Source organism: Micromonospora sp. HB375, from assembly GCF_017872985.1.
Lineage (GTDB): Bacteria > Actinomycetota > Actinomycetes > Mycobacteriales > Micromonosporaceae > Micromonospora > Micromonospora chalcea.
On the sequence record NZ_JAGGJO010000001.1, the window covers coordinates 2,447,690 to 2,470,172 of the forward strand.

17 protein-coding genes are annotated in these 22,483 nt (G+C 72.5%); 7 read left to right on the forward strand and 10 right to left on the reverse strand.

Features of this window, described 5'->3' with window-relative positions; translation table 11 throughout:
- Window positions 1-33 precede the first annotated feature (33 nt).
- The 5 genes from J3R08_RS11380 to J3R08_RS11400 all read right to left on the reverse strand — a co-directional run bounded on the left by J3R08_RS11380 (window position 34) and on the right by J3R08_RS11400 (window position 5,718).
- A complete protein-coding gene (locus tag J3R08_RS11380; protein ID WP_209961082.1) occupies window positions 34-975 on the reverse strand; it encodes an SDR family NAD(P)-dependent oxidoreductase in 942 nt (313 codons plus the stop codon).
- Window positions 972-2,156: a zinc-dependent alcohol dehydrogenase gene (locus J3R08_RS11385; RefSeq protein WP_043325082.1), complete on the reverse strand. Its 1,185-nt coding sequence runs from the start codon at window positions 2,154-2,156 to the stop codon at window positions 972-974. The genes J3R08_RS11380 and J3R08_RS11385 overlap by 4 nt, the downstream gene beginning before the upstream one ends.
- A 142-nt stretch (window positions 2,157-2,298) precedes the next feature.
- Window positions 2,299-3,051, reverse strand: coding sequence for a succinate dehydrogenase/fumarate reductase iron-sulfur subunit (locus J3R08_RS11390; protein WP_030499798.1), 753 nt, complete (start codon window positions 3,049-3,051; stop codon window positions 2,299-2,301).
- Window positions 3,048-4,985: a fumarate reductase/succinate dehydrogenase flavoprotein subunit gene (locus J3R08_RS11395; RefSeq protein WP_043325081.1), complete on the reverse strand. Its 1,938-nt coding sequence runs from the start codon at window positions 4,983-4,985 to the stop codon at window positions 3,048-3,050. The genes J3R08_RS11390 and J3R08_RS11395 overlap by 4 nt, the downstream gene beginning before the upstream one ends.
- 1 nt (window position 4,986) lies before the next feature.
- Complete coding sequence (locus tag J3R08_RS11400) at window positions 4,987-5,718, reverse strand: succinate dehydrogenase cytochrome b subunit (protein WP_176722908.1); 732 nt, start codon at window positions 5,716-5,718, stop codon at window positions 4,987-4,989.
- A 35-nt stretch (window positions 5,719-5,753) separates the two neighbouring features.
- Between J3R08_RS11400 and J3R08_RS11405 the strand changes: the two genes are divergently transcribed.
- A complete protein-coding gene (locus J3R08_RS11405; RefSeq protein ID WP_043325079.1) occupies window positions 5,754-6,692 on the forward strand; it encodes a LysR family transcriptional regulator in 939 nt (312 codons plus the stop codon).
- 101 nt (window positions 6,693-6,793) lie between these two features.
- Entirely contained in the window at window positions 6,794-8,449 is a 1,656-nt protein-coding gene (locus J3R08_RS11410; RefSeq protein ID WP_209961084.1) for a D-glucuronyl C5-epimerase family protein, read from the forward strand.
- Window positions 8,450-8,485: 36 nt separating this feature from the next.
- Here J3R08_RS11410 and hrpA read toward each other — a convergent pair whose 3' ends face one another.
- A complete protein-coding gene (gene hrpA, locus J3R08_RS11415; protein WP_209961086.1) occupies window positions 8,486-12,481 on the reverse strand; it encodes an ATP-dependent RNA helicase HrpA in 3,996 nt (1,331 codons plus the stop codon).
- Window positions 12,482-12,623: 142 nt separating this feature from the next.
- Between hrpA and J3R08_RS11420 the strand changes: the two genes are divergently transcribed.
- Complete coding sequence (locus J3R08_RS11420) at window positions 12,624-13,091, forward strand: cytidine deaminase (RefSeq protein WP_244206091.1); 468 nt, start codon at window positions 12,624-12,626, stop codon at window positions 13,089-13,091.
- Window positions 13,092-13,116: 25 nt separating this feature from the next.
- Here the strand turns inward: J3R08_RS11420 and J3R08_RS11425 are convergent, their stop codons facing one another.
- Window positions 13,117-13,476 carry a YciI family protein gene (locus J3R08_RS11425; RefSeq protein ID WP_013285335.1) on the reverse strand — a complete coding sequence of 120 codons (360 nt, stop codon included), beginning with the start codon at window positions 13,474-13,476 and terminating at the stop codon, window positions 13,117-13,119.
- A gap of 102 nt (window positions 13,477-13,578) precedes the next feature.
- Between J3R08_RS11425 and J3R08_RS11430 the strand changes: the two genes are divergently transcribed.
- From J3R08_RS11430 to J3R08_RS11445, 4 genes are all read left to right on the forward strand, one after another.
- Entirely contained in the window at window positions 13,579-14,625 is a 1,047-nt protein-coding gene (locus tag J3R08_RS11430; protein ID WP_104113626.1) for an iron ABC transporter permease, read from the forward strand.
- 152 nt (window positions 14,626-14,777) lie between these two features.
- Window positions 14,778-15,767, forward strand: a complete 990-nt coding sequence (locus tag J3R08_RS11435) for an iron chelate uptake ABC transporter family permease subunit (protein ID WP_280841758.1) — start codon at window positions 14,778-14,780, stop codon at window positions 15,765-15,767.
- Window positions 15,764-16,606 carry an ABC transporter ATP-binding protein gene (locus J3R08_RS11440; protein ID WP_113973193.1) on the forward strand — a complete coding sequence of 281 codons (843 nt, stop codon included), beginning with the start codon at window positions 15,764-15,766 and terminating at the stop codon, window positions 16,604-16,606. The genes J3R08_RS11435 and J3R08_RS11440 overlap by 4 nt, the downstream gene beginning before the upstream one ends.
- Window positions 16,607-16,638: 32 nt before the next feature.
- The gene (locus J3R08_RS11445) at window positions 16,639-17,583 is read left to right on the forward strand and encodes an ABC transporter substrate-binding protein (RefSeq protein ID WP_043325074.1); all 945 of its coding nucleotides are present in this window, start codon (window positions 16,639-16,641) and stop codon (window positions 17,581-17,583) included.
- A 56-nt stretch (window positions 17,584-17,639) separates the two neighbouring features.
- On the opposite strand, the gene J3R08_RS11450 is transcribed toward J3R08_RS11445, so the two are convergent.
- From J3R08_RS11450 to J3R08_RS11460, 3 genes are all read right to left on the reverse strand, one after another.
- Complete coding sequence (locus J3R08_RS11450) at window positions 17,640-18,899, reverse strand: Nramp family divalent metal transporter (protein WP_209961087.1); 1,260 nt, start codon at window positions 18,897-18,899, stop codon at window positions 17,640-17,642.
- Window positions 18,900-19,165: 266 nt separating this feature from the next.
- Window positions 19,166-19,813 carry a hypothetical protein gene (locus J3R08_RS11455; protein ID WP_043325072.1) on the reverse strand — a complete coding sequence of 216 codons (648 nt, stop codon included), beginning with the start codon at window positions 19,811-19,813 and terminating at the stop codon, window positions 19,166-19,168.
- Between the two features lie 120 nt (window positions 19,814-19,933).
- Window positions 19,934-22,438, reverse strand: coding sequence for an RNA helicase (locus J3R08_RS11460; protein WP_064447507.1), 2,505 nt, complete (start codon window positions 22,436-22,438; stop codon window positions 19,934-19,936).
- Window positions 22,439-22,483 lie beyond the last annotated feature (45 nt).

Genomic DNA, 22,483 nt, shown 5'->3' on the forward strand with positions numbered 1-22,483 from the left:
GGTCCGCCCGCACGCCGGCCACCCACGCCACGGTCAGGGCAGCCGGCGGCGTACCGCGGACGCCACAGTCGCCGCGCGTCCGCCCACGGCCCGGACCACCTGGGACACCTCCGGCAGCCACCCGCCCCGGACCGCCTCACCGGCCGGGTTCGGCGTGAACACGATGCCCCGGTGGGCGGCGATCGGCTGCCGGGTCAGCCCGGCCCGGCGCATCAGCGGTCCGACCAGCGCGTCGTACACCCCGGGCAGGGCGGTGAAGCCGAAGCGCATGACCACGTTGAGCCGCCCCACCGACACCTCGCGGCGCGGCCGGTCGAGACAGTGCGCGATGGCCCGCGCCACCCGTTCGGGCGAGGCGATCGGCGGCGGCGGACGGCCGACCCGGCCGAGGTAGTTGGCCGCCTGCCGGTAGACGGGTGTGTCCACGCTGCCCGGGTTGACCAGGCAGATCGCGACGCCCGGCGTCTCCCGTGCCTCCTGCTGGAGCGTGCGGGCCAGCCCTTGCAGGCCCCACTTGGCGGCCACGTAGCCGCTCATGTAGGGCGCGGTGATGTGCCCGAGCACCGAGCCGGTGAGCACGAGCGTGCCGCCGCCGGCCCGGAACCGGAGCAGCGCCTCCCGGGCCACCGCCGCGGCGGCCAGCAGGTCGGTGCGGACCACCTGCTCGAACACCTCGACCGGCGTCTCGTCGAAACGGCCGTAGGACATCACCGCGGCGGTGTGCACCCAGGCGTCGACGCGGCCGTACTCGGCCTGCGCCGCGTCGGCCAGCGCGGCCACCGCGCCGGGCTCGGTCACGTCCATCGGTACGGCGATCGCCCGCGCGCCCGCGGCCCGGCACTCGTCGCGCACCTCGTCGAGCGTGGCGGGGGAGCGGGCCGCGAGGACCAGCCGGTCCCCGCGGCCCGCCAGCTCCAGGGCGGTCGCCCGGCCGATCCCGCTGGTCGCGCCGGTGACGACCACCGTCCGGGTCACGGCGCGAGCACGACCTTGACGCAGCCGTCCTCCTTCTTCTGGAACATCTCGTACGCCCGCGGCGCGTCGGTCAGCGGCAGCCGGTGGGTCCGCAGGTCCTCGACGCCCAGCGGGTCGTCGTCGCGCTCCAGCAGCGGGATGATCTCGTCGACCCAGCGGCGTACGTGGCACTGGCCCATGCGCAGCTGGATGCCCCTGTCGAACATCTCCATCAGCGGCATCGGGTCCTGCTCGCCGCCGTACACGCCGGAGATCGACACGGTGCCGCCGCGCCGTACCGCCTTGAGCGCGGCGTGCAGCACCACGAGCCGGTCCACGCCGGCCTTGTCGGTCATCGCCTGGGCCAGCTTGTCCGGCAGCAGCCCGGCGGCGGTCTGGGCCATCTTGCCCAGCGGCGCGCCGTGCGCCTCCATGCCGACCGCGTCGATCACCGCGTCCGGGCCGCGCCCGTCGACCAGGTCGATGAGCGTGCCGGGCACGTCGTCGAGCTGGCTGACGTCGAGCACCTCGATGCCGTGCCGGCGGGCCATCTCCAGCCGCTCGGGGACCAGGTCCAGCCCGATCACCCGGCCCGCGCCGAGGTGGCGGCCGATCCGGGCGCTGAACTGCCCGACCGGGCCGAGCCCGAACACGGCGAGCGTGCCGCCGGGCGGGACGTCCGCGTACTTCACCGCCTGCCAGGCGGTGGGCAGGATGTCGGAGAGGTAGAGCCAGCGCTCGTCCGGGCCGGTGTCCGGGATCGTGATCGGGCCGAACTGGGCCTGCGGCACGCGCAGGTACTCGGCCTGGCCGCCGGGGATCGAGCCGTACAGCGAGGTGTAGCCGAACAGGGACGCGCCCTTGCCCTGGCTCTTGACCTGCGTGGTCTCGCACTGGGCGTAGAGCTGCCGCTCGCACATCCAGCACGAGCCGCAGGAGATGTTGAACGGGACGACCACCCGGTCGCCCTTCTTGAGCCGGGTCACCCCGGGCCCGACCTCCTCGACGATGCCCATCGGCTCGTGCCCGAGGACGTCGCCGGGCTTCAGGTACGGCCCGAGCACCTCGTACAGGTGCAGGTCGGAACCGCAGATGGCGGTCGAGGTGATCCGGACGATCGCGTCGGTCGGCTCCTCGATCCGGGGGTCCGGGACGTCCTCGACGCGAACGTCCCGCTTGCCGTGCCAGGTCAGTGCCTTCATGCCTGTATGTCCCCTCTCCGGTGCCGTCCATCGGACTGCTACCCGCGAGAGGCGGCTTGAATCGGCGGCGGCCCCCGTACGAGCGCGACCGCCGCACCCCTGGATGCGGGTGCGGCGGTCGCGTGGGTCGTGCCGTGTCCGGTCAGGAGCCGGCGCGCTTGGCGGTCGCCTTCAGGTAGTCCCGGTTGAGCCGGCCGATGGTGTTCAGCGGGATGCCCTTCGGGCAGGCCGCCGCGCACTCGCCGATGTTCGTGCAGCCGCCGAAGCCGGCCTCGTCGTGCGCGTCCACCATGCCGATCACCCGGGTGTAGCGCTCCGGCTGGCCCTGCGGCAGCAGCGAGAGCTGGGTGATCTTCGCGGCGGTGAACAGCATGCCGGAGCCGTTCGGGCAGGCCGCCACGCAGGCGCCGCAGCCGATGCAGGCGGCCGACTCGAACGCGGCGTCGGCGTCGGCCTTCGGCACCGGCACCGAGTGCGCCTCCGGTGCGCTGCCGGTCGGCGCGGTGACGTAGCCGCCGGCGGCGATGATCTGGTCGAACGCGTTGCGGTTGACCACCAGGTCCTTGACGACCGGGAAGGCCCGGGCCCGCCACGGCTCGATGTCGATCGTGTCGCCGTCGGAGAACTGCCGCATGTGCAGCTGGCAGGCGGTGGTGCCGCGCTGCGGGCCGTGCGCCTCACCGTTGATCATGAGGCTGCACATGCCGCAGATGCCCTCGCGGCAGTCGTGGTCGAACGCGACCGGTTCCTCGCCGTCGAGGATCAGCCGCTCGTTGAGCACGTCGAGCATCTCCAGGAAGGACATGTCCGGGGACACGTCCTGCACCGGGTAGGTCACCATCCGACCCTTGTCCTCGGGGCCGTGCTGGCGCCAGATGCGCAGGGTCAGGTTCACTTGTAGCTCCGCTGCGTGGGGTGGACGTATTCGAAGGTCAGGTCTTCCTTGTGCAGCACGGGCTCACCGGTGCCGGTGTACTCCCAGGCCGCCACGTACGCGAACCGGTCGTCGTCGCGCTGCGCCTCGCCGTCGGGCGTCTGGTGCTCGGCCCGGAAGTGACCGCCGCAGGACTCCTCGCGGTGCAGCGCGTCGATGCACATCAGCTCGGCCAGCTCGAAGAAGTCGGCCACCCGGCCGGCCTTCTCCAGCGACTGGTTGAGCCCCTCGCCGTCGCCCGGCACGCGCACCCGCTGCCAGAACTGCTCGCGCAGCGCGCGGATCTCGTCGATCGCCTTGCGCAGCCCGGCCTCGGAGCGCTCCATGCCGCAGTGCTCCCACATGATCTGGCCCAGCTCACGGTGGAACGAGTCCACGGTGCGGTCGCCGTTGATCGCGAGCAGCCGCTTGATCCGGTCCTCGACGTCGGTACGCGCCGCGACCGCCTCGGGGTGGCTCGCGTCGACCTTGTCCAGCGGGCCGGAGGAGGCCAGGTAGTTGGCGAGCGTGTTCGGCAGCACGAAGTAGCCGTCCGCGAGGCCCTGCATCAGCGCCGAGGCGCCGAGCCGGTTCGCGCCGTGGTCGGAGAAGTTGGCCTCACCGATCACGAACAGGCCGGGGATGCTCGACTGCAGGTCGTAGTCGACCCAGAGGCCACCCATCGTGTAGTGCACGGCGGGGTAGATCCGCATCGGGACCTCGTACGGGTCCTCGCCGGTGATCCGCTCGTACATCTCGAAGAGGTTGCCGTACTTGGCCTCGATGGCCTTGCGGCCGAGCCGGTTGATCGCGTCGGCGAAGTCGAGGTAGACGCCGAGGCCGGTCGGGCCGACGCCGCGTCCCTCGTCACAGACGTTCTTCGCGGCGCGGGAGGCGATGTCGCGGGGGACCAGGTTGCCGAAGGACGGGTAGATCCGCTCCAGGTAGTAGTCCCGCTCGTCCTCGGGGATCTCCCGCGGGCTGCGCTGGTCGCCCTTGGCCTTGGGCACCCACACCCGGCCGTCGTTGCGCAGCGACTCGCTCATCAGGGTCAGCTTCGACTGGTGGTCGCCGGAGACCGGGATGCAGGTCGGGTGGATCTGCGTGTAGCAGGGGTTGGCGAAGTACGCGCCCTTGCGGTGCGCCCGCCAGGAGGCGGTGACGTTGCAGCCCTTGGCGTTCGTGGAGAGGTAGAAGACGTTGCCGTAGCCGCCGGTGGCGAGCACCACCGCGTCGGCCATCTCGGTGCTGATCTCGCCGGTGACCATGTCGCGGACCACGATGCCGCGCGCCCGGCCGTCGACGATCACCAGTTCGAGCATCTCGTGGCGGGCGTTCATCTCCACGTTGCCCAGGCCGATCTGCCGCTCCAGCGCCTGGTACGCGCCGAGCAGCAGCTGCTGGCCCGTCTGGCCCCGGGCGTAGAAGGTGCGCTGCACCTGCGCGCCGCCGAAGGAGCGGGTGTCCAGCAGGCCGCCGTACTCGCGGGCGAACGGCACGCCCTGGGCCACGCACTGGTCGATGATGTTGACCGACACCTCGGCCAGCCGGTGCACGTTCGACTCGCGGGAGCGGAAGTCGCCGCCCTTGACCGTGTCGTAGAAGAGGCGGTGCACCGAGTCGCCGTCGTTGCGGTAGTTCTTGGCGGCGTTGATGCCGCCCTGCGCGGCGATCGAGTGGGCCCGGCGCGGGCTGTCCTGGTAGCAGTAGGACCGCACCTGGTAGCCCTGCTCGGCCAGCGTGGCGGCGGCGGAACCGCCGGCCAGGCCGGTGCCGACCACGATCACCGTCATCTTGCGGCGGTTGGCCGGGTTGACCAGCTTCATCTCGAAGCGGTGGCGCTCCCACCGCGTCTCGATCGGGCCGTCCGGGGCCCGGGTGTCGGCGATCGGGTCGCCTTCGCGGTACAGATCCATGTCAGGACACCAATCCGGTGATCACGGCGAACGGGACCAGCAGGTAGCCGCCGACGAGGGCGACGGCGAAGACGAGCGCGGCGATCCTGGCCCGGCGCTCGCCCTTCGGGGTCTGCTGGCCGAGGCTGCGGAACGCGCTGAACGCGCCGTGGCGCAGGTGGAAGCCGAGGGTCACCAGCGCGAGGGTGTAGAAGAGCGTGACGTACCACCGCTCCGGCGCGAAGTCGGCGACGACGTTGCCGTACGGGTTGGCCGGGTCGCCCTGCGGGTTCAGGTGACCCGTGGTCAGGTCGAGGATGTGGTAGATCACGAAGAGCAGGATGATCACACCACCCCAGCGCATCGTGCGGGCCGCGTAGTTCACGTGGATCTTGCGGCGGTGCGCGTACCGCACCGGGCGGGCGGCCCGGGACCGCATCGCGAGCAGCGTGGCCGCGCCGATGTGCCCCAGCACGGCGACGGTGAGCACGGTGCGCTGGATCCACAGGAACCACGTCGTCGGCAGCAGTGGCGTGCCGATGTCGCGCAGCCAGTGCGCGTAGTGGTCGAACGAGGTCTCGCCCGTGAAGATCTTCAGGTTGCCGAGCATGTGCGCGATCAGGAACAGCACCAGAATGATGCCCGTCACCGCCATGACGGCCTTGAGGCCGACATTGGAGCGGATGGGCGACCGAGTTTTCGTGATTACCACGCGAACGACGCTAGGAGCACTTCGATCAGGCGTCCAATGCATCGAAATCGCAGCGTTGATAGCCGTAGGCTATGTAGATGCAGCTCCATCAGCTTCGGTACTTCGTGGCGGTCGCCGAAGTACGACATTTCACCCAGGCGGCCGATCTTGTCGGCATAACCCAGCCCTCGTTGAGTAAGCAAATTCACGCGCTGGAGGCCGACCTGGGGGCCCCGCTGTTCGAACGGGTAAGGGGCAACATCACCCTCACCGCGGCCGGCGAGGTGCTGCTGCCGCTGGCCAAGCGGATCCTCGCCGACGTGGAGACCGCCACCCGCGAGGTGCAGGAACTGGTGGGGCTGCGCCGGGGTCGGGTCCGGCTCGGCGCCACGCCCAGCCTGGCCACCTCGCTCGCCCCGCCGGTGCTGCGCCGGTTCCGCGACGCGCACCCCACGATCGACCTGCGCGTGGAGGAGGGCGGCTCGCAGGACCTCGTCCGGGACCTGCTCCGCGGCGACCTCGACCTCGCCCTGATCATCATGCCGTCGGCCGGCACCGACCCGGGGCTGCGCGCCGACCCGATCCTGCGCGAGAGCCTGGTGGTCGCCTCGGTCGACCCGCTGCCGGGCGCCTCGGAAGCCGGGGAGCTGCGCATCACCGACCTGCGCGACCAGCCGCTGGTCATGTTCCGCGAGGGCTACGACCTGCGCGACGCCACGCTCCAGGCGTGCCGGGCGGCCGGGTTCGAGCCGACCCTGTCCGTCGACGGCGGAGAGATGGACGCGGTGCTCAGCTTCGTCGAGGCCGGGCTCGGCGTCGCGCTGGTGCCGGGCATCGTGGTGGCCCGCCGCGCCGGCATCCGGGTCACCCGGCTCGTGCCGCCCGGAGTCCGCCGGACCATCGCGGTGGCCCGCCGCCGCGACGTGGTCCCCACCCATGCCGGGCGCGAGCTGCGCCGCATCCTCCTGGAGTACGTCCACGATGCCACCGCCGCCGACCAGCTCCCCGCCGGTGTCGAGCCGCTTGCCGCCATTTGACGGATCTCCGACATGTCGCGACGAATGTCCTTGCTCGTCCCGGCCGACCGGAACAGCATGGGAAGGCTGATGCCCAGCATGTGAAGACACGGGAGGTTCGCATGCGCCATCAAGACCCGTCCGGGGCCGCCGGCCCGACACCCGCGCTGAGCCGGCGCGCCGTCGTCGCCGGCTCCCTGGCCGCCGCCTCGGTCCCGCTGCTCGGCGGCGGCGCCGCCTGGGCCGCGGCGTCCCCGGCGACCTCGCTCCTGGTGCCGGCGGACCCGGTCATCGACCCGGCCCTGGAGATCGGCCCGCCGGGGCCGGTCGAGCCACTGCCGAACCTGTCCGCGATCCCGGCCCGCGACGTGCCCCGGCTCGCCCCGCGCGCGGCGTCCACGCCGGGCGCCGGCCGGGTCGGCGGACCGACCCGCCGGTACGCCGACGCGGCGTCGGTGCCGTTCCAGTTCCGGTACGACGACTTCGAGATCCGGGAACTGCCGATCGGCATCGAGCCCTACCACATGACCTCGCCGGTCCCGCTCGTCGATCCCGGCGTGCACGACTCCACCGGGGTGCGCATGGTGCGCCTCGGCGGCCGGCTCTACGACCACCCGGTCGCGCAGGCGCAGTACGGCCTGCACCTGATGGAGGCCCACCGGATCACCGGGAACCTGACATACCTGGACCGGGCGAAGCGGCAGGCGCAGCGCCTGATCGACCGCCGCACCCTGCGCTCCGGCGCGTGGTTCTATCCGTACCCGTTCGACCACCGGCTGCACGGCGGCCCCGACCTCTACCCGGCGCCCTGGTACTCGATGATGGCCCAGGGGCAGGCGCTGAGCCTGTTCACCCGGCTCTACCAGCGCACCGGCGAGACGAAGTGGAAGGGCGCCGCGGACGCCACCTTCGCCTCGTACCTGCTGCCCGCGGTGGCCGGCCAGCCGTGGGGCGTGTACGTGGTGGACGGTCTGCTGTGGCTGGAGGAGTACCCGCACCCGAAGGCGGTCCGCGGCGACCGCACCTACAACGGGCACATGTTCTCCGCGTACGGCCTCTACGACTACTGGGTGCTCACCCGCAACGCCGACGCCAAACTCATGCTGCAGGGCGCGATCACCACCTACCGGGACGTGTGGGAGAAGACCCGGGTGCGGCACTGGCGCAGCCGCTACTGCCTGACCCACGGCATCGACGCCGGCCAGTACCACTCCACCCACATGTTCCAGTTCGTCCAGCAGTACGCCATCACCGGTGACACGTACCTGGCCCAGCTCGCCGACCTCTGGTACACCGACTACCCGCCCTACGGCGTGAAGGGCAACATCCGGTTCTCCTCCGGCACGCACACCGCGTACAAGTTCAACAGCGCCGGCACGGTGACCGCGCGGACGAAGATGACGCTGGCCCGCGCCAGCGCCGCGCCCTCCGGCGACCGCGTGAAGATCATGCGGCAGACCGGGATCTGGTACGCGATCACCGCCGGCACCCTGGCCGGCTACTACGTGCAGGAGTACTCGCCCTACCGGTACCAGGTCGGCATCTGCGCCGGGTTCGGCTACAAGCTGCACCGGCCCGGCACGATAGCCGTCGACGCGCCACCGGCGTACTCGATCGACGCCGCCGGGCTGATGAAGTCGGTGCCCACCACCTACCGGGTCGGTGACGCGGTGGCCATCGACGGCCGCTCGGTGCTCAACGGCCGCGAGCACGTCCGCCTCGTGGAGGGGCCGTACGCCGGTCGCTGGCTCGGCTTCGGCGCGGTGATCCGCCGCTGACCGGACCGCCGCGCCGGCGTCGGCCGGCGCGGCGGATCAGCGGCCCTCGGCGTCGTCCATGGCCCGGTAGATGCGCTGCTCGGAGACCGGGTAGGGGGTGCCGAGGGCCTGGGCGAACACGTTCACCCGCAGCTCCTCGATCATCCAGCGGATCTGGCGGGCCGCCGGGGTCGCGCGCCGCGGCGGGGGCAGCGCGGCGAGCATGTCCTGGTACTCCTTCTGCACCACCGCGATCCGGTCCTGCTGCTGTTTGTCGCGCTGCGGGTTGCCGGGCAGCCGGTCCAGCCGCCGCTCGATCGCGGTCAGGTAGCGCAGCAGGTCGGGCAGGCGCGCGTAGCCGGTCTCGGTGATGAAGCCCTTGTGCACCAGGCCGGTGAGCTGGGCACGGATGTCGGCCAGCGCGGCCACCACCGCCAAGTTGCGGGTCGCGCCGAGCCGCTGCTCCACCGTGTACGCGGCGGCCAGCACCCGGCGGACCCGGTCCATCACCTCGACCACGGTGTCCACCAGGTCGGCCCGCACCTTGTCGCGCAGCGCGGCGAAGCCCTCGGCGTCCCAGGCCGGGCCGCCCGCGTCGCCGATCAGCTTGTCGATCGCCGCCCCGGCCGCGTCCTCGATCAGCTCCGGCACGCTGCCGTGCGGGTTGCGGGACAGCGCCAGCTTCGCCTCGTTGCTCAGCCGCCCCTGGAGGAACTTCGCCGGCGACGGCAGCGTCAGCCGCAGCAGCCGCCGGGTGCCCGCCCAGTGCGCGGCCTCCTGCTCGGCGGCCGAGTCGAACACCTTCACCCCGACGGTGGCGCCCTCGTCCACCAGCGCCGGGTACGCGGTCACCGCGAAGCCGGCGCGGACCTGCTCGATGGTGCGCGGCAGCGCGCCGATCGACCACTCGGTCAGCCCGGAACGGGCCACGTCCGGCGCGGCGGCGGCCACGACCTGCCGTACCTCCTGGCGCAGCTCGCGTTGCAGCGCCGGCAGGTCCTTGCCCTCGGCGACCGGTTTGTCGTCCTCGCCGAGCACCCGGAACGTGACCCGCAGGTGCGGCGGCAGCTTCCCCGGGTCCCAGGCGTCCGGCGGCACTGTCACGCCGGTCATCCGGCGCAGCTGCCGGGTCAGCGCGGCCAGCAGCGGCTCCTCGCCCGGCGTGATCGCGGCCAGCGCGGCGCGCGCGTAGTCGGGCACCGGCACGAAGTTGCGCCGCACCGGCTTGGGCAGCGACCGGATCAGCGCGATCACCAGCTCCTCGCGCAGCCCGGGCACCTGCCAGTCGAAGCTCTCCGCCGGCACCTGGTTGAGCAGCGGCAGCGGGATGTCCACAGTGACGCCGTCGGTCGGCGCGGTCGGGTCGAACGTGTACGTCAGCGGCAGCGTCACGCCGTCGGCCCGCCACTCGTCCGGGAAGTCCTCCTCGTCCACCCCGCCCCGGCCGTCGTTGACGAGCAGCTCGCGGGTGAACGTGAGCAGGTCCGGCCGCTCCCGGCGGGTCTTCTTCCACCACGAGTCGAAGTGCCGGCCGGAGACCACGTCGGCGGGGATGCGCTGGTCGTAGAAGGCGAAGATGGTCTCGTCGTCGACCAGGATGTCGCGGCGCCGGGCCCGGTTCTCCAGCTCCTCGATCTCGGTCAGCAGCTTCTGGTTGTCCCGCCAGAAGTGGTGGTGGGTCTGCCAGTCGCCCTCCACCAGGGCGTGCCTGATGAACAGCTCCCGGCTGAGCACCGGGTCGATCCGCCCGAAGTTCACCTTGCGCGAGGTGACGAGCGGGATGCCGTACAGCGTGACCTTCTCGTAGGCCATCACCGCGGCCTGCTTCTTCTCCCAGTGCGGCTCGCTGTAGCTGCGCTTGACCAGGTGCTGGGCCAGCGGCTCGACCCACTCGGGCTCGACCCGCCCGGCCACCCGCCCCCACAGCCGGGACGTCTCCACCAGCTCGGCGGCCATCACCCAGCGCGGCGGCTTCTTGAACAGCGCCGACCCGGGGAAGATCCCGAACTTCGCGCCCCGCGCGCCCAGGTATTCGTGCTTCTGCGCGTCCTTGAGGCCGAGGTGCGACAGCAGGCCGGGCAGCAGCGACTGGTGCACCTTCGGGGTGTCGATCTCCTCCGGCAGGTCGGCGCCGGCGCCGCGCCGGCCCTCACCCTTGTCCGAGGTTCGCAGCACCTGGCGCAACTGGCTGACGATGTCCTGCCACTCCCGTACCCGGAGGTAGTTGAGGTATTCGGCCTTGCACATCCGGCGGAACGCGCTGGAGGACAGCTCCCGCTGCTTCTCCCGCAGGTAGCGCCACAGGTTCAGGTACGCGACGAAGTCGGATTCCTTGTCGGCGAACCGGGCGTGCGCCTGGTCGGCCTGGGCCTGCTTGTCGGCCGGGCGTTCGCGCGGGTCCTGGATGGACAGCGCGGCGGCGATCACCACCACCTCGGTGGCGCAGCCGTTGCGTTCGCCCTCCAGGACCATCCGGGCCAGCCGGGGGTCGACCGGGAGCTGTGCCAGCCGCCGGCCCAGCGCGGTGAGCCGTTTCGCCGGGTCGGTCTCGGCCGGGTCGAGCGCGCCCAGCTCGTGCAGCAGGTTCACGCCGTCGGTGATGTTGCGCCGGTCCGGCGGGTCGATGAACGGGAACGCGGCGACGTCGCCGAGCCCGATCGCCGTCATCTGCAGGATGACCGAGGCCAGGTTGGTGCGCAGGATCTCCGGGTCGGTGAACTCGGGGCGGGAGTCGAAGTCCTGCTCGTCGTAGAGGCGGATGCAGATGCCGTCCGAGGTACGCCCGCAGCGGCCCTTGCGCTGGTTGGCGCTGGCCTGCGAGACCGGCTCGATCGGCAGCCGCTGCACCTTCAGCCGGCTGGAGTAGCGGGAGATCCGGGCGGTGCCCGGGTCCACCACGTACTTGATGCCCGGCACGGTCAGCGAGGTCTCCGCGACGTTGGTGGCCAGCACCACCCGGCGGTTGGAGTGCGCGGCGAAGACCCGGTGCTGCTCGGCGGTGGACAGCCGGGCGTACAGCGGCAGGATCTCGGCGCCGAGCAGCGACCGCTTCTTCTGGACCAGCTTGCCCAGCGCGTCGGCGGTGTCGCGGATCTCCCGCTCGCCGCTGAGGAACACCAGGATGTCGCCCGGCCCCTCGGCGGCCAGCTCCTCGACCGCGTCGCCGATGGCCTGGATCTGGTCCCGGACGTTCTCCTCGTCGGCCTCGTCCTCCTCCTCGGCCTCGGTCACCTCGACCAGCGGCCGGTAGCGGACCTCCACCGGATAGGTGCGTCCGGACACCTCGACCACCGGCGCCGGGTTGCCCTCGGCGTCGGCGAAGTGCTTCGCGAACCGGTCGGTCTCGATGGTCGCCGAGGTGATGACCACCTTGAGGTCGGGCCGGCGGGGCAGGAGCTGCCTGAGGTAACCGAGGATGAAGTCGATGTTGAGGCTGCGCTCGTGTGCCTCGTCGATGATCAGCGTGTCGTACTGCCGCAGCATCCGGTCGGTCTGCAACTCGGCCAGCAGGATGCCGTCGGTCATCAGCTTGACCAGGCTGTTCTCGCCCACCTGGTCGGTGAAGCGCACCTTGTAGCCGACCACGTCGCCCAGCTCGGTGCCGAGCTCGTCGGCGATCCGGTCGGCGACCGTACGGGCCGCCAGCCGGCGGGGCTGGGTGTGCCCGATCAGGCCGGTGATCCCGCGCCCCAGCTCCAGGCAGATCTTGGGGAGCTGGGTGGTCTTGCCGGAGCCGGTCTCACCCGCCACGATCACCACCTGGTGGTCGCGGATCGCGGCGGCGATGTCGTCCTTGCGCTCACTCACCGGCAACTGCGCCGGATAGGTGATCGCCGGCACGGCCGCGCGACGCGACTCCAGCCGGGCCTCCGCCCGGGTCACCTCGGCCGTGATCTCGGCCAGCGCCGCGTCCCGCCGCTGCGGGTCACGCAGCCGCCGCACGCCGTCGAGCCGCCGCTGGAGGCGGCGCTGGTCGCGGAACATCAGCGGGGCGAGGCGGCGGTGCAGGTCGCGGGCGGTGTCAGGGGCGGCGGGTACGGCTGGCTTCTGCATGTCGTCGCCAAGGATAGGCAGCCGCGCGGCGGACCGCCCCCGGGTTACCGGCGACGGGCGCGCCGTCACCGGCGGGCCGCCCGGCGGGGATAAAGTTGCCGCCGACGGGGGCCGACGGGGCCGACGAGGGGCGGGGATGATCATGCGGGACACCGACCGGGCGCTCGTGCAGGCCGCCACCGCCGTGGCGAAGCTGCGCTGCCGCAGCGACAACCACACCGTTGCCGCCGCCGTACGCAGCACCGACGGCCGGGTGTTCAGCGGCGTCAACGTCTACCACTTCACCGGCGGCCCGTGCGCCGAGGTGGTGGCGATCGGGGCCGCCGCGACCCAGGGCGCCGGCGAGCTGGAGACGATCGTCGCGGTGGGGGACCGGGGCCGGGGCGTCATCCCGCCGTGCGGGCGCTGCCGTCAGGTGCTGCTCGACTACTTCCCGGCGATCAAGGTGATCGTCGGCCCGCCCGACGGGCTGCGCGCGGTCCCGATCGCCGACCTGCTGCCCGAGACGTACGTCTGGTCCGACCAGCAGGTCGAGGTGCCGGCCGGGCCGCGTGCCCCGCTGTGGCCGACCCCGGTGGTGCCGGGCGTCCGGCAGGCCGCCGAGGACTGACCCGCGCCCCGGCCGAGCACGACGCTCAGTCGCCGGCCGCGGCCTCCAACATCGAGCGGGGCACCGGCACCTGCTCGAAGCGGACCTGCCCCTCCGGCACCATCCAGCTGCTGACCTGCGCGACGAGCCGGCCCGCGCGGACCGCCGGGTCGTTCGCGTACAGCTCGCGGGCCATCTGCGGGTCCACCGACAGCACCACGAAACCGCGGACGCGTCCGTCGTCGCCGTCCAGGAACGGCCCGGCCGCGAGCACCGCGCCCTGCTCCACCAGCCCGGCCTGGTGGGCCAGGTGGGCGTCCTGGATCCGGTCGAGCGCGTCCTGCGGCAGGTCCGGCGCGTCGTCCGGGCGGACCAGGAGCACCACCGTGTGCCTGTCGAATCGCATGTCCTCAGGCTAGGGGTTGCCGGGCATCGACACCGGCGGGTTAGGTGCGCCTTACCAGGTCAGCTAAGGTGAGGCGTACCTAACCGGAAGGCGTGCCACCCCGTGACCACCGTCGCCGTCCGGCCCGCGCGGGCCGGGGCTCCCGTCCGCCGCGGCACCGTCCGCCGCGTCGCGGTCACCGTGGCGGCGGCGCTCCTGCTCCTGCTGGCGCTGCTGGCCAGTCTCGCGCTCGGCAGCCGTCATTTCCCCGTCGACCAGGTGTGGCACGCGCTCGTCTCTCCGGACGGCGGCGACGCCACCACCGTGGTCCGGGAACTGCGGCTGCCGCGTACCGTCCTCGGGCTGGTCGTCGGCCTCGCGCTGGCGCTGGCCGGGGTGCTGTTCCAGGCGGTAACCCGCAATCCGCTGGCCGAGCCGCGCATCCTCGGCATCAGCGCCGGAGCCTCGTTCGGCGTGGTGCTGGCCATCGCCGTGTTCGGGGTCGGCACGCTCGCCGGGTACGTCTGGTTCGGCATCGCCGGCGCGCTGCTCACCGGGCTGCTCGTGTTCGCGGTCGCCAACCGCGCCCGCGACGGCGCCAGCCCGGTCACCCTCGCGCTCGTCGGCGCGGCCCTCGACGCCGGTCTCGGCGCCATCGTGTACGCGCTGCTCAGCATCGACGCCCGCACGTTCGAGGAGTACCGCTTCTGGGTGGTCGGCGGGCTGACCGGCCGGGGCGTCGGCGTCGCCGGTCAGGTGCTCCCGTTCGTGGCGGCCGGCGTGCTGCTGGCCCTGCTGGCCGCCCGTGGCCTGGACGCGCTCGCCCTCGGCGACGACGTGGCCCGGGGGCTCGGCCACCGGGTCGCCCTGGTCCGGCTCGCCGCCGGCGGCGGTGGCGTGCTGCTCACCGGCGCCGCGGTGGCCGCAGCCGGGCCGATCGCGTTCGTCGGGCTGGCGGTGCCGCACCTGGCCCGGGCGCTCGTGGGCGCCGACCACAGGTGGACGCTGCTGGTCGCCGCGCTGCTCGGCCCCGCGCTGGTGCTGGCGGCCGACGTGACGGGCCGCCTGGTCGCCCCGCCCGGCGAGATCCCCGCGGGCATCATCACCGCCCTGCTCGGCGCCCCGCTGCTGGCCTACCTGGTCCACCGAGCCAAAACGGTGACGACATGACCACCCCGGTCCCCTGCACAGACTCCCGCGATCTTGCACTTGCCGCCCCGGCGAAAGGGGCGATCCCGGCGCGGTCGGGGCAGCAAGTGCAAGATCAACGACGTGGGCCGCTGGGGGCCGGGCGCGGGGTTCTGCGGGTCGGGGCGGCGGTGGTGGTGCCGTTCCGGTGGCGTCCTGTCGTTCTGGCGCTGGTGCTGTTCGTGCTGCTCTGCCTCGCGGTGGTGGTCAGCCTGTCGCTGGGGACGCCGTACGTGGCCCCCGTCGACGTGGTGCGGTCGCTCTCCGGCGCGGGCACCCCGTACGACCTCGTGGTGCGCGACCTGCGACTGCCCCGCGCCGTCCTCGCGGCGGTCGCCGGTGCGGCCTTCGGCGTGGCCGGCACGCTGATCCAGAGCGTGGCCCGCAACCCCCTGGCCAGCCCCGACGTCATCGGCGTCACCCAGGGCGCCGGGCTGGCCGCCACGATCGCGCTGACCAGCGGGGCGGCGGCGGTGCTGGTGGCGCCGGCGGCGCTGCTCGGCGGCCTGGCCGCGGCGGTACTGGTGTTCGCGCTCGGCGCCCGGCACGGCCTGGCCGCCCAGCGGTTCGTGCTCGCCGGCGTGGCGGTGGCGTTCGCGTTCCGGGCGCTGATCGAGGTCGTCATGCTCACCGCCGACCCGATCGACGGGCTGCGCGCGCAGATCTGGCTCATCGGCACGCTCGCCGGCAAGGGGTGGAGCGAGGCGGCCTGGATCGCCGGCACGCTCGCCGGGCTGCTGCCGGTGCTCCTCTGGGCCGGCTGGGCGCTACGCAGCAGCACGCTCGACGACGACACCGCGCGGGGGATCGGCCTGCGGCCGGTGGCCCGGCGCATCGGCCTGGCCGGCACCGGCGTGCTGGCCGCCGCGATGGTCACCGCCCAGGTGGGCGCGGTGGACTTCGTGGCGCTCGTCGCCCCGCAGGTGGCCCGCCGGCTGGCCCGGACCGAGCGACCGCCGCTGCTCTGCGCCGCGCTGCTGGGCGCGTTGCTGCTGGTGCTCGCCGACCTGGGCGCCCGGCGGCTGCTGGCGCCCACCCAACTGCCGGCCGGCGTGCTGACCGCGGCGATCGGCGGGCCGTACCTGATCTTCGTGCTGCTGCGCACCCGAGGGAGGCGCTCGTGACCGCGCTGCTGTCCACCCGCGACCTGGTCGTCGGCTACGAGGGCCGGACCGTGCTGGACGGACTGGACCTCGACCTGCCGGCCGACACGTTCACCGTGATCGTCGGCCCGAACGCCTGCGGCAAGTCGACGCTGCTGCGCACCATGGCCCGGCTGCTCACGCCCCGGCGGGGCGCGGTGCTGCTCGACGGCGCGGCGATCCGGGACCTGCCCACCCGGGACGTGGCCCGGCGGCTCGGCGTGCTGCCGCAGAGCCCGCTGGTGCCCGAGGGGATCACCGTGGCCGACCTGGTCGGGCGCGGCCGGCAGCCCTACCAGCGCTGGTGGCGGCAGTGGTCGACCGAGGACGGCCGGGCGGTCGAGGAAGCCATGCGGCTGGCCGATGTCGCCGGGCTGGCCGACCGGGCGGTGGACACGCTCTCCGGCGGCCAGCGCCAGCGGGTGTGGATCGCCATGACGCTGGCCCAGGACACCGACGCGCTGCTACTGGACGAGCCCACCACGTACCTCGACCTGGCCCACCAGGTGGAGGTGCTGGACCTGCTGCACCGGCTGCGCGCCGAGCGGGGCCGGACCGTGGTGGCCGTGCTGCACGACCTCAACCAGGCGGCCCGGTACGCCGGTCACCTGATCGCCATGCGCGACGGCGCGGTGGTCGCCGCCGGCGAGCCGCGCGAGATCCTCACCGCCGACCTGGTCCGCGACGTGTTCGGGCTGGACTGCGTGGTCGTGCCCTGCCCGGTCAGCGGCGCCCCGCTCGTGGTGCCGGCCCTCACCCAGACCTCGGCCGTTCCGGCCGCCACGCCGGCCACGGCCGGCGTCCCCGTCGGCGACGCCTGAGCGCGCCGACCCGCACCACCGAAAGGAACACCATGCGTCGTCTCGCCGTCGCACTCACCGCCGCGCTCGCCCTCGGCGTCGGTCTCACCGCCTGCGGGGAGAGCGATCCCGTCGGCGGCGCCGGCACCGGGGAGACCCGGGAGATCACCCACGCCATGGGCACCACGAAGGTGCCCGCCGAGCCGAAGCGCGTGGTCGTGCTCGACACCGACAAGATCGACACCGCGCTGTCGCTCGGCGTCACCCCGGTCGGCGCGGCCACCGCCGGTGAGGCGAAGAGCTGGCCCACCTACTTCGGCGCGGACAAGCTCGCCGGCATCACCGAGGTCGGCGTGCTCACCGAGCCGGACCTGGAGGCGATCAACGCGCTCAACCCGGACCTCATCCTGGGCAGCAAGTTCCGCCAGGAGAAGTTCTACGACGAGCTGTCCAAGATCGCCCCGACCGTCTTCACCGAGAAGGTCGGCATCACCTGGAAGGAGAACTTCCTCCTCGACGGCGCGGCGCTGGGCAAGGAGCAGCAGGCCAAGGACCTGCTGGCCGAGTACGAGAAGCGGGCGAAGGACTTCGGCGCGAAGCTCGGCGACGCCGCGTCCCGCAAGGTCTCCATCGTGCGCTTCATGCCGACCGAGATCCGCCTGTACGGGCCGGACTCGTTCTCCGGCATCGTCGTCGGCGACACCGGCCTGGGCCGCCCCGAGCGGCAGATGCTCGCCGGCAAGGAGGACAAGCGGATGGACCGGGTCAGCCCGGAGCGCATCGCCGAGGCCGACGGCGACGTGGTGTTCGTGACCGCGTACGGCGAGAAGGCCGCCGCCGAGCAGGCCAAGGTCACCGGCGGCACGCTGTGGAAGGGCCTGTCCGCGGTCAAGGCCGGCAAGGCGCACGTGGTCTCCGACGAGATCTGGATGACCGGCATCGGCGTGGGCGCCGCCAACAAGATCCTGGACGACCTGGAGAAGTACCTGGCCGCCTGAGTCCCGATCACCAGCGCCCGTCCAGCCGCACGGGGCCGGACGGGCGCTGGCGTGTTTCAGGCGGCCACCTGCCAGAGCAGGAACGCGTTGAGCGCCACCACGAACGCCGTGATCGCCACCGCCGCCGCAGTGGTGGCCCGCCGGTTGACCAGGCTGCCCATCAGGTCCCGGCGCCGGGTGAACATCACCACCGGGATCAGCGCGAACGGGATGCCGAAGCTCAGCACCACCTGCGACAGCACCAGCGCCCGGGTCGGGTCGACGCCGATCGCGAGCACCGCCAGCGCGGGCAGCAGCGTGATCATCCGGCGGATCAGCAGCGGGATCCGGCGGCGCAGGAAGCCCTGCATGATGATCTCGCCGGCGTACGTGCCGACGCTCGTGGAGGCGAGGCCGGACAGGAGCAGCGCGACCGCGAAGCCGACCGCCGCGGCCGTACCGAGCGTGGTGGCGAGCCCGGCGTGCACGCCTTCGAGGGTGTCGGTGCCCGGGATCGACGTGCCGTGGAAGCTGCTCGCCGCCACCAGCAGCATGGCCAGGTTGACCGCCCCGGCGACGCCGAGCGCGATCAGCACGTCGACCCGCAGGCCCTTGGCGATCACCCGTCGCTGCGCCTCGCCCTCGGCGGGCAGGCGGTTCGGCGTCAGCGCCGAGTGCACGTAGATGACGTGCGGCATCACCGTCGCGCCGAGGATGCCGGCGGCGAGCAGCATGCTGTCGGTGCCCTGCATGCGGGGCAGCAGGCCGGCCGCGGCGTCGGACACGTCCGGCTGCGCGGTGACCAGGTTGACCGCGAACGCCAGCACGATCACCCCGAGCAGCACCGCGATGGCGATCTCGAACGTCCGGAAACCTCTGGAGCGCAGCGCCAGGATGGCGAACGAGGCGGCGCCGACGATCAGGCCGCCGGGCAGCAGCGGGACGCCGAACAGCAGGTACAGCGCGACCGCCCCGCCGATCACCTCGGCCAGGTCGGTGGCCATGGCGACCAGTTCGGCCTGCGCCCACATGACCCGGTTCAGCGGCCGGGGCAGGTGCTCCCGGCACAGTTCGGGCAGGCTGCGCCCGGTGGCCAGGCCGAGCTTGGCGGTGAGCGTCTGCACCAGCATGGCGGCCAGGTTCGCCGCCACCACCACCCAGACCAGCAGATATCCGTACCGGGCCCCGGCGGTGGAGTTGGTGGCGAAGTTGCCGGGGTCGACGTAGGCGACCGCCGCTACGAACGCGGGCCCGAGCAGGATGAGGCGTCCGCGTACCGGGCGCGGGGCGGGGGCGGTCCGCAGTGGGGGTACGACAGGCGAGTCGTTTGTTACCACTGGTGCTCCTCGACGGACGACGGGCGGCGGGACGAGACGACGACCGGCGGGGGCGAGGCGGAGTCAGGCGGGTTGTTCCCGACTACTACTCACATATGCCACTAACCTGAGCACGGAGGGGAAAGCGCATACGAGGGACGGTGTCGCCCCGCCGCAGCGGCTGCTCCGGCCCGGTCGGTCGCCCCGGGCGCAGCACGCCGAACGGCCGTCCCGGGTGCGGGACGGCCGTTCGGTGGGGCGGCGGTGAGCCGGATCGGATCGGTCGGTCAGGCGGCGGTGGACCAGATGGCGCGGAACGCGGCCGCCTCACCGGCCAGCCACTGCTCGATCTGCTCGGGCTTGACGTCGGCGGGCATCCGATGCGCCTCGCCGCGCCGCACGTCGACCAGGACTGGCTCGGCGTGCGGCAGCACCGCGTCCATGTGCCGGGCCATCAGGTGCAGCGTGGCCAGCGTCGCCTCCTCGCTCGGCGGCGCCTCGTCGAAGTGCAGCCGGATCGCCTCGGCCCGGCCGTCGGCGTACCGCACACCGAACTGCGGGTTGATCTTCACGGGCAGGTCACCCAGCATCGCCAGCGCGTCGCGGGTCTGCGCCAGGTCGACGCCGGCCGGCTCGCCCAGCGACTGCAGCCAGCGGGTCGCGCCCGGCACCAGCGCCTCGTAGAGCGGGCGCCAGCGCGGCTTGACCAGATCGGCGACCTGCGCGAGGTGGGTGCCGCCGGTGTGGAACGCGACGTCGGCCTTGAGCGCCTTGACGAACTGGCCGTGCGGGTTGAAGCCGTGCCGGCTGGCCCGCTGCCGGCGCAGCCCGCCGACGAAGGTGGCCTTGGTGGGCCCGGTGCGGTCGACGTACCGGGTGAATCCGAGGAGGGTGGCGTAGGGGGTGACAGGGGTCGCGGAGGTGGGCGCAGTCACGAGCATCCTCCCAGGTCAACAGCTCGATTAGTACATACATTCTAATCGACGGGTCTGACAATCGCCCAGGGCACGAAAAGGGCCGCCCGGACATCCCGGGCGGCCCTTTTTCGCGTAGTCCTACAGCTGGCCGACGTCGGTGATCCGGACCGCCGCCGCGCCGATCTCGTCCGAGGCGGCGAGGTCGATCTCGGCGCTGATGCCCCAGTCGTGGTCGCCGTCCGGGTCGTCCAGGATCTGCCGTACGGTCCACTTCTCGCGGCCCTGCTCGATCATCAGCAGCGCCGGCCCGCGCGCGTCCGGCCCCACCCCGATCGCGTCGTACGTCTCGAAGTACGGCTCCAGCGCGTCGGCCCAGGCGTCGGCGTTCCAGCCGTCGCCGGCGTCCAGCTCGCCGAGCAGGTCCCAGCGGCGCAGCGCGGCCAGCTCGACGCGACGGAACATCGCGTTGCGCACCAGCACCCGGAACGCCCGCGCGTTGCGGGTGACCGCCGGCGGCCGGTCGTCCAGCGAGGCGGCCACCTCGGCCACGTCGGACGGGTTGCGCAGCCGCTCCCACTCGTCGATCAGGCTGGAGTCGACCTGGCGGACCAGCTCGCCCAGCCACTCGATGAGGTCGACCAGCTCCTCGGTCTTCGCGTCCTCGGGGACGGTCTGCCGCAGCGTCTTGTACGCGTCGGCGAGATAGCGCAGCACCAGCCCCTCGGAACGGGACAGCCCGTAGAACTGGACGTACTCGGGGAACGTCATGGCCCGCTCGTACATGTCGCGGACCACCGACTTGGGGGAGAGCTGGTGGTCGGCGACCCAGGGGTGGCCCTGCCGGTACATCTCGTACGCGGACTCCAGCAGCTCCGCCAGCGGCTTGGGCCAGGTCACCTCGTCGAGCAGTTCGAGGCGTGCCTCGTACTCGATGCCTTCGGCCTTCATCGCGGCGACCGCCTCGCCGCGGGCCTTGAACTGCTGCGCGGACAGCACCTGGCGCGGGTCGTCCAGGATCGACTCGATCACACTGAGCACGTCGAGCGCGTACGACGGCGACTCCCGGTCGAGCAGTTCCACGGTGGCCAGCGCCAGCGGTGACAGCGGCTGGTTGAGCGCGAAGTCGAGCTGGAGGTCGACGGTGAGGCGTACCCGGCGGCCGGTCTCGTCCGGCTCGGGCAGCTCCTCGACCACGCCGCCGGCGCGCAGCGCGCGGTAGATGGCGATGGCCCGGCGGATGTGCCGGCGCTGCGCGGCCGGGTCCTCGTGGTTGTCGGTGAGCAGGTGCCGCATCGAGGCGAACGCGTCGCCGGGGCGGCCGATCACGTTGAGCAGCATCGAGTGGCTGACCTGGAAGCTGGACGTGAGCGGCTCCGGCTCGGCCTCGACCAGGCGCTGGAACGTCGGCTCACCCCAGCCGATCGAGCCCTCCGGCGGCTTCTTCTTCACCACCTTGCGGCGCTTCTTCGGGTCGTCACCGGCCTTCGCGAGGGCCTTCTCGTTCTCGATCACGTGCTCGGGGGCCTGCACCACGACCCGGCCCAGCGTGTCGAATCCGGCCCGCCCGGCCCGGCCGGCGATCTGGTGGAACTCGCGGGCCTTCAGCAGGCGCGTCCGCACCCCGTCGTACTTCGAGAGGCCGGTGAACAGCACGGTACGGATCGGCACGTTGATGCCGACGCCGAGCGTGTCCGTACCGCAGATGACCTTGAGCAGGCCGGCCTGGGCGAGCGTCTCGACCAGGCGGCGGTACTTCGGGAGCATGCCGGCGTGGTGCACGCCGATGCCGTGCCGGACCAGCCGGGACAGCGTCTTGCCGAAGCCGGAGGTGAACCGGAAGTTGCCGATCGCCTGCGCGATCATGTCCTTCTCGGCGCGGGTGCAGACGTTCACGCTCATCAGCGCCTGGGCGCGTTCCAGCGCGGCGGCCTGGGTGAAATGCACCACGTACACCGGGGCCTGCTTGGTCTCCAGCAGCTCCTCGAGCGTCTCGTGCAGCGGCGTGGTCGCGTACGAGAAGAGGAGCGGGACCGGCCGCTCGGCCGAGCGGACGACGGCGGTCGGCCGCCCGGTGCGCCGGCTCAGGTCGTCGACGAAGCGGGTGGTGTCGCCGAGCGTGGCCGACATCAGCACGAACTGGGCCTGCGGCAGCTCGATCAGCGGCACCTGCCACGCCCAGCCCCGGTCCGGCTCGGCGTAGAAGTGGAACTCGTCCATGACCACCTGGCCGACGTCGGCGCGGCGGCCCTCGCGCAGCGCCAGGTTGGCCAGGATCTCCGCGGTGCAGCAGATGATCGGGGCGTCCGCGTTGACGCTGGCGTCGCCGGTGAGCATGCCGACGTTCTCGGCGCCGAAGACCTCGCAGAGCGCGAAGAACTTCTCCGAGACCAGCGCCTTGATCGGCGCGGTGTAGAAGGTCGTGCGATCGTCGGCCAGCGCGGCGAAGTGCGCCGCGATCGCCACCAGGCTCTTGCCCGAGCCGGTCGGCGTATTCATGATCACGTTCGCGCCGGAGACGATCTCGATGACCGCCTCCTCCTGATGGGGATAGAGATTCAGGCCGCGCTCGGACGCCCAGGAGGCGAACGCGTCGTAGAGGGTGTCGGGATCGGCGGTCTTCGGCAGCGCGGCGGTGAGAGTCATGGCGGCTCCCATCGTGCCTGGATCACACCGCGCCGCGCCAACCGG

Bases quoted from the DNA above. Each gene is read 5' to 3' on its own strand.
- J3R08_RS11410 (WP_209961084.1), top strand. From the start codon at position 6,794: ATGCGCCATCAAGACCCGTCCGGGGCCGCCGGCCCGACACCCGCGCTG.
- J3R08_RS11395 (WP_043325081.1), bottom strand. From the start codon at position 4,985: ATGGATCTGTACCGCGAAGGCGACCCGATCGCCGACACCCGGGCCCCG.
- J3R08_RS11460 (WP_064447507.1), bottom strand. From the start codon at position 22,438: ATGACTCTCACCGCCGCGCTGCCGAAGACCGCCGATCCCGACACCCTC.
- J3R08_RS11405 (WP_043325079.1), top strand. From the start codon at position 5,754: ATGCAGCTCCATCAGCTTCGGTACTTCGTGGCGGTCGCCGAAGTACGA.
- J3R08_RS11425 (WP_013285335.1), bottom strand. From the start codon at position 13,476: ATGCGATTCGACAGGCACACGGTGGTGCTCCTGGTCCGCCCGGACGAC.
- J3R08_RS11385 (WP_043325082.1), bottom strand. From the start codon at position 2,156: ATGAAGGCACTGACCTGGCACGGCAAGCGGGACGTTCGCGTCGAGGAC.
- hrpA (WP_209961086.1), bottom strand. From the start codon at position 12,481: ATGCAGAAGCCAGCCGTACCCGCCGCCCCTGACACCGCCCGCGACCTG.
- J3R08_RS11420 (WP_244206091.1), top strand. From the start codon at position 12,624: ATGCGGGACACCGACCGGGCGCTCGTGCAGGCCGCCACCGCCGTGGCG.
- J3R08_RS11445 (WP_043325074.1), top strand. From the start codon at position 16,639: ATGCGTCGTCTCGCCGTCGCACTCACCGCCGCGCTCGCCCTCGGCGTC.
- J3R08_RS11400 (WP_176722908.1), bottom strand. From the start codon at position 5,718: ATGCATTGGACGCCTGATCGAAGTGCTCCTAGCGTCGTTCGCGTGGTA.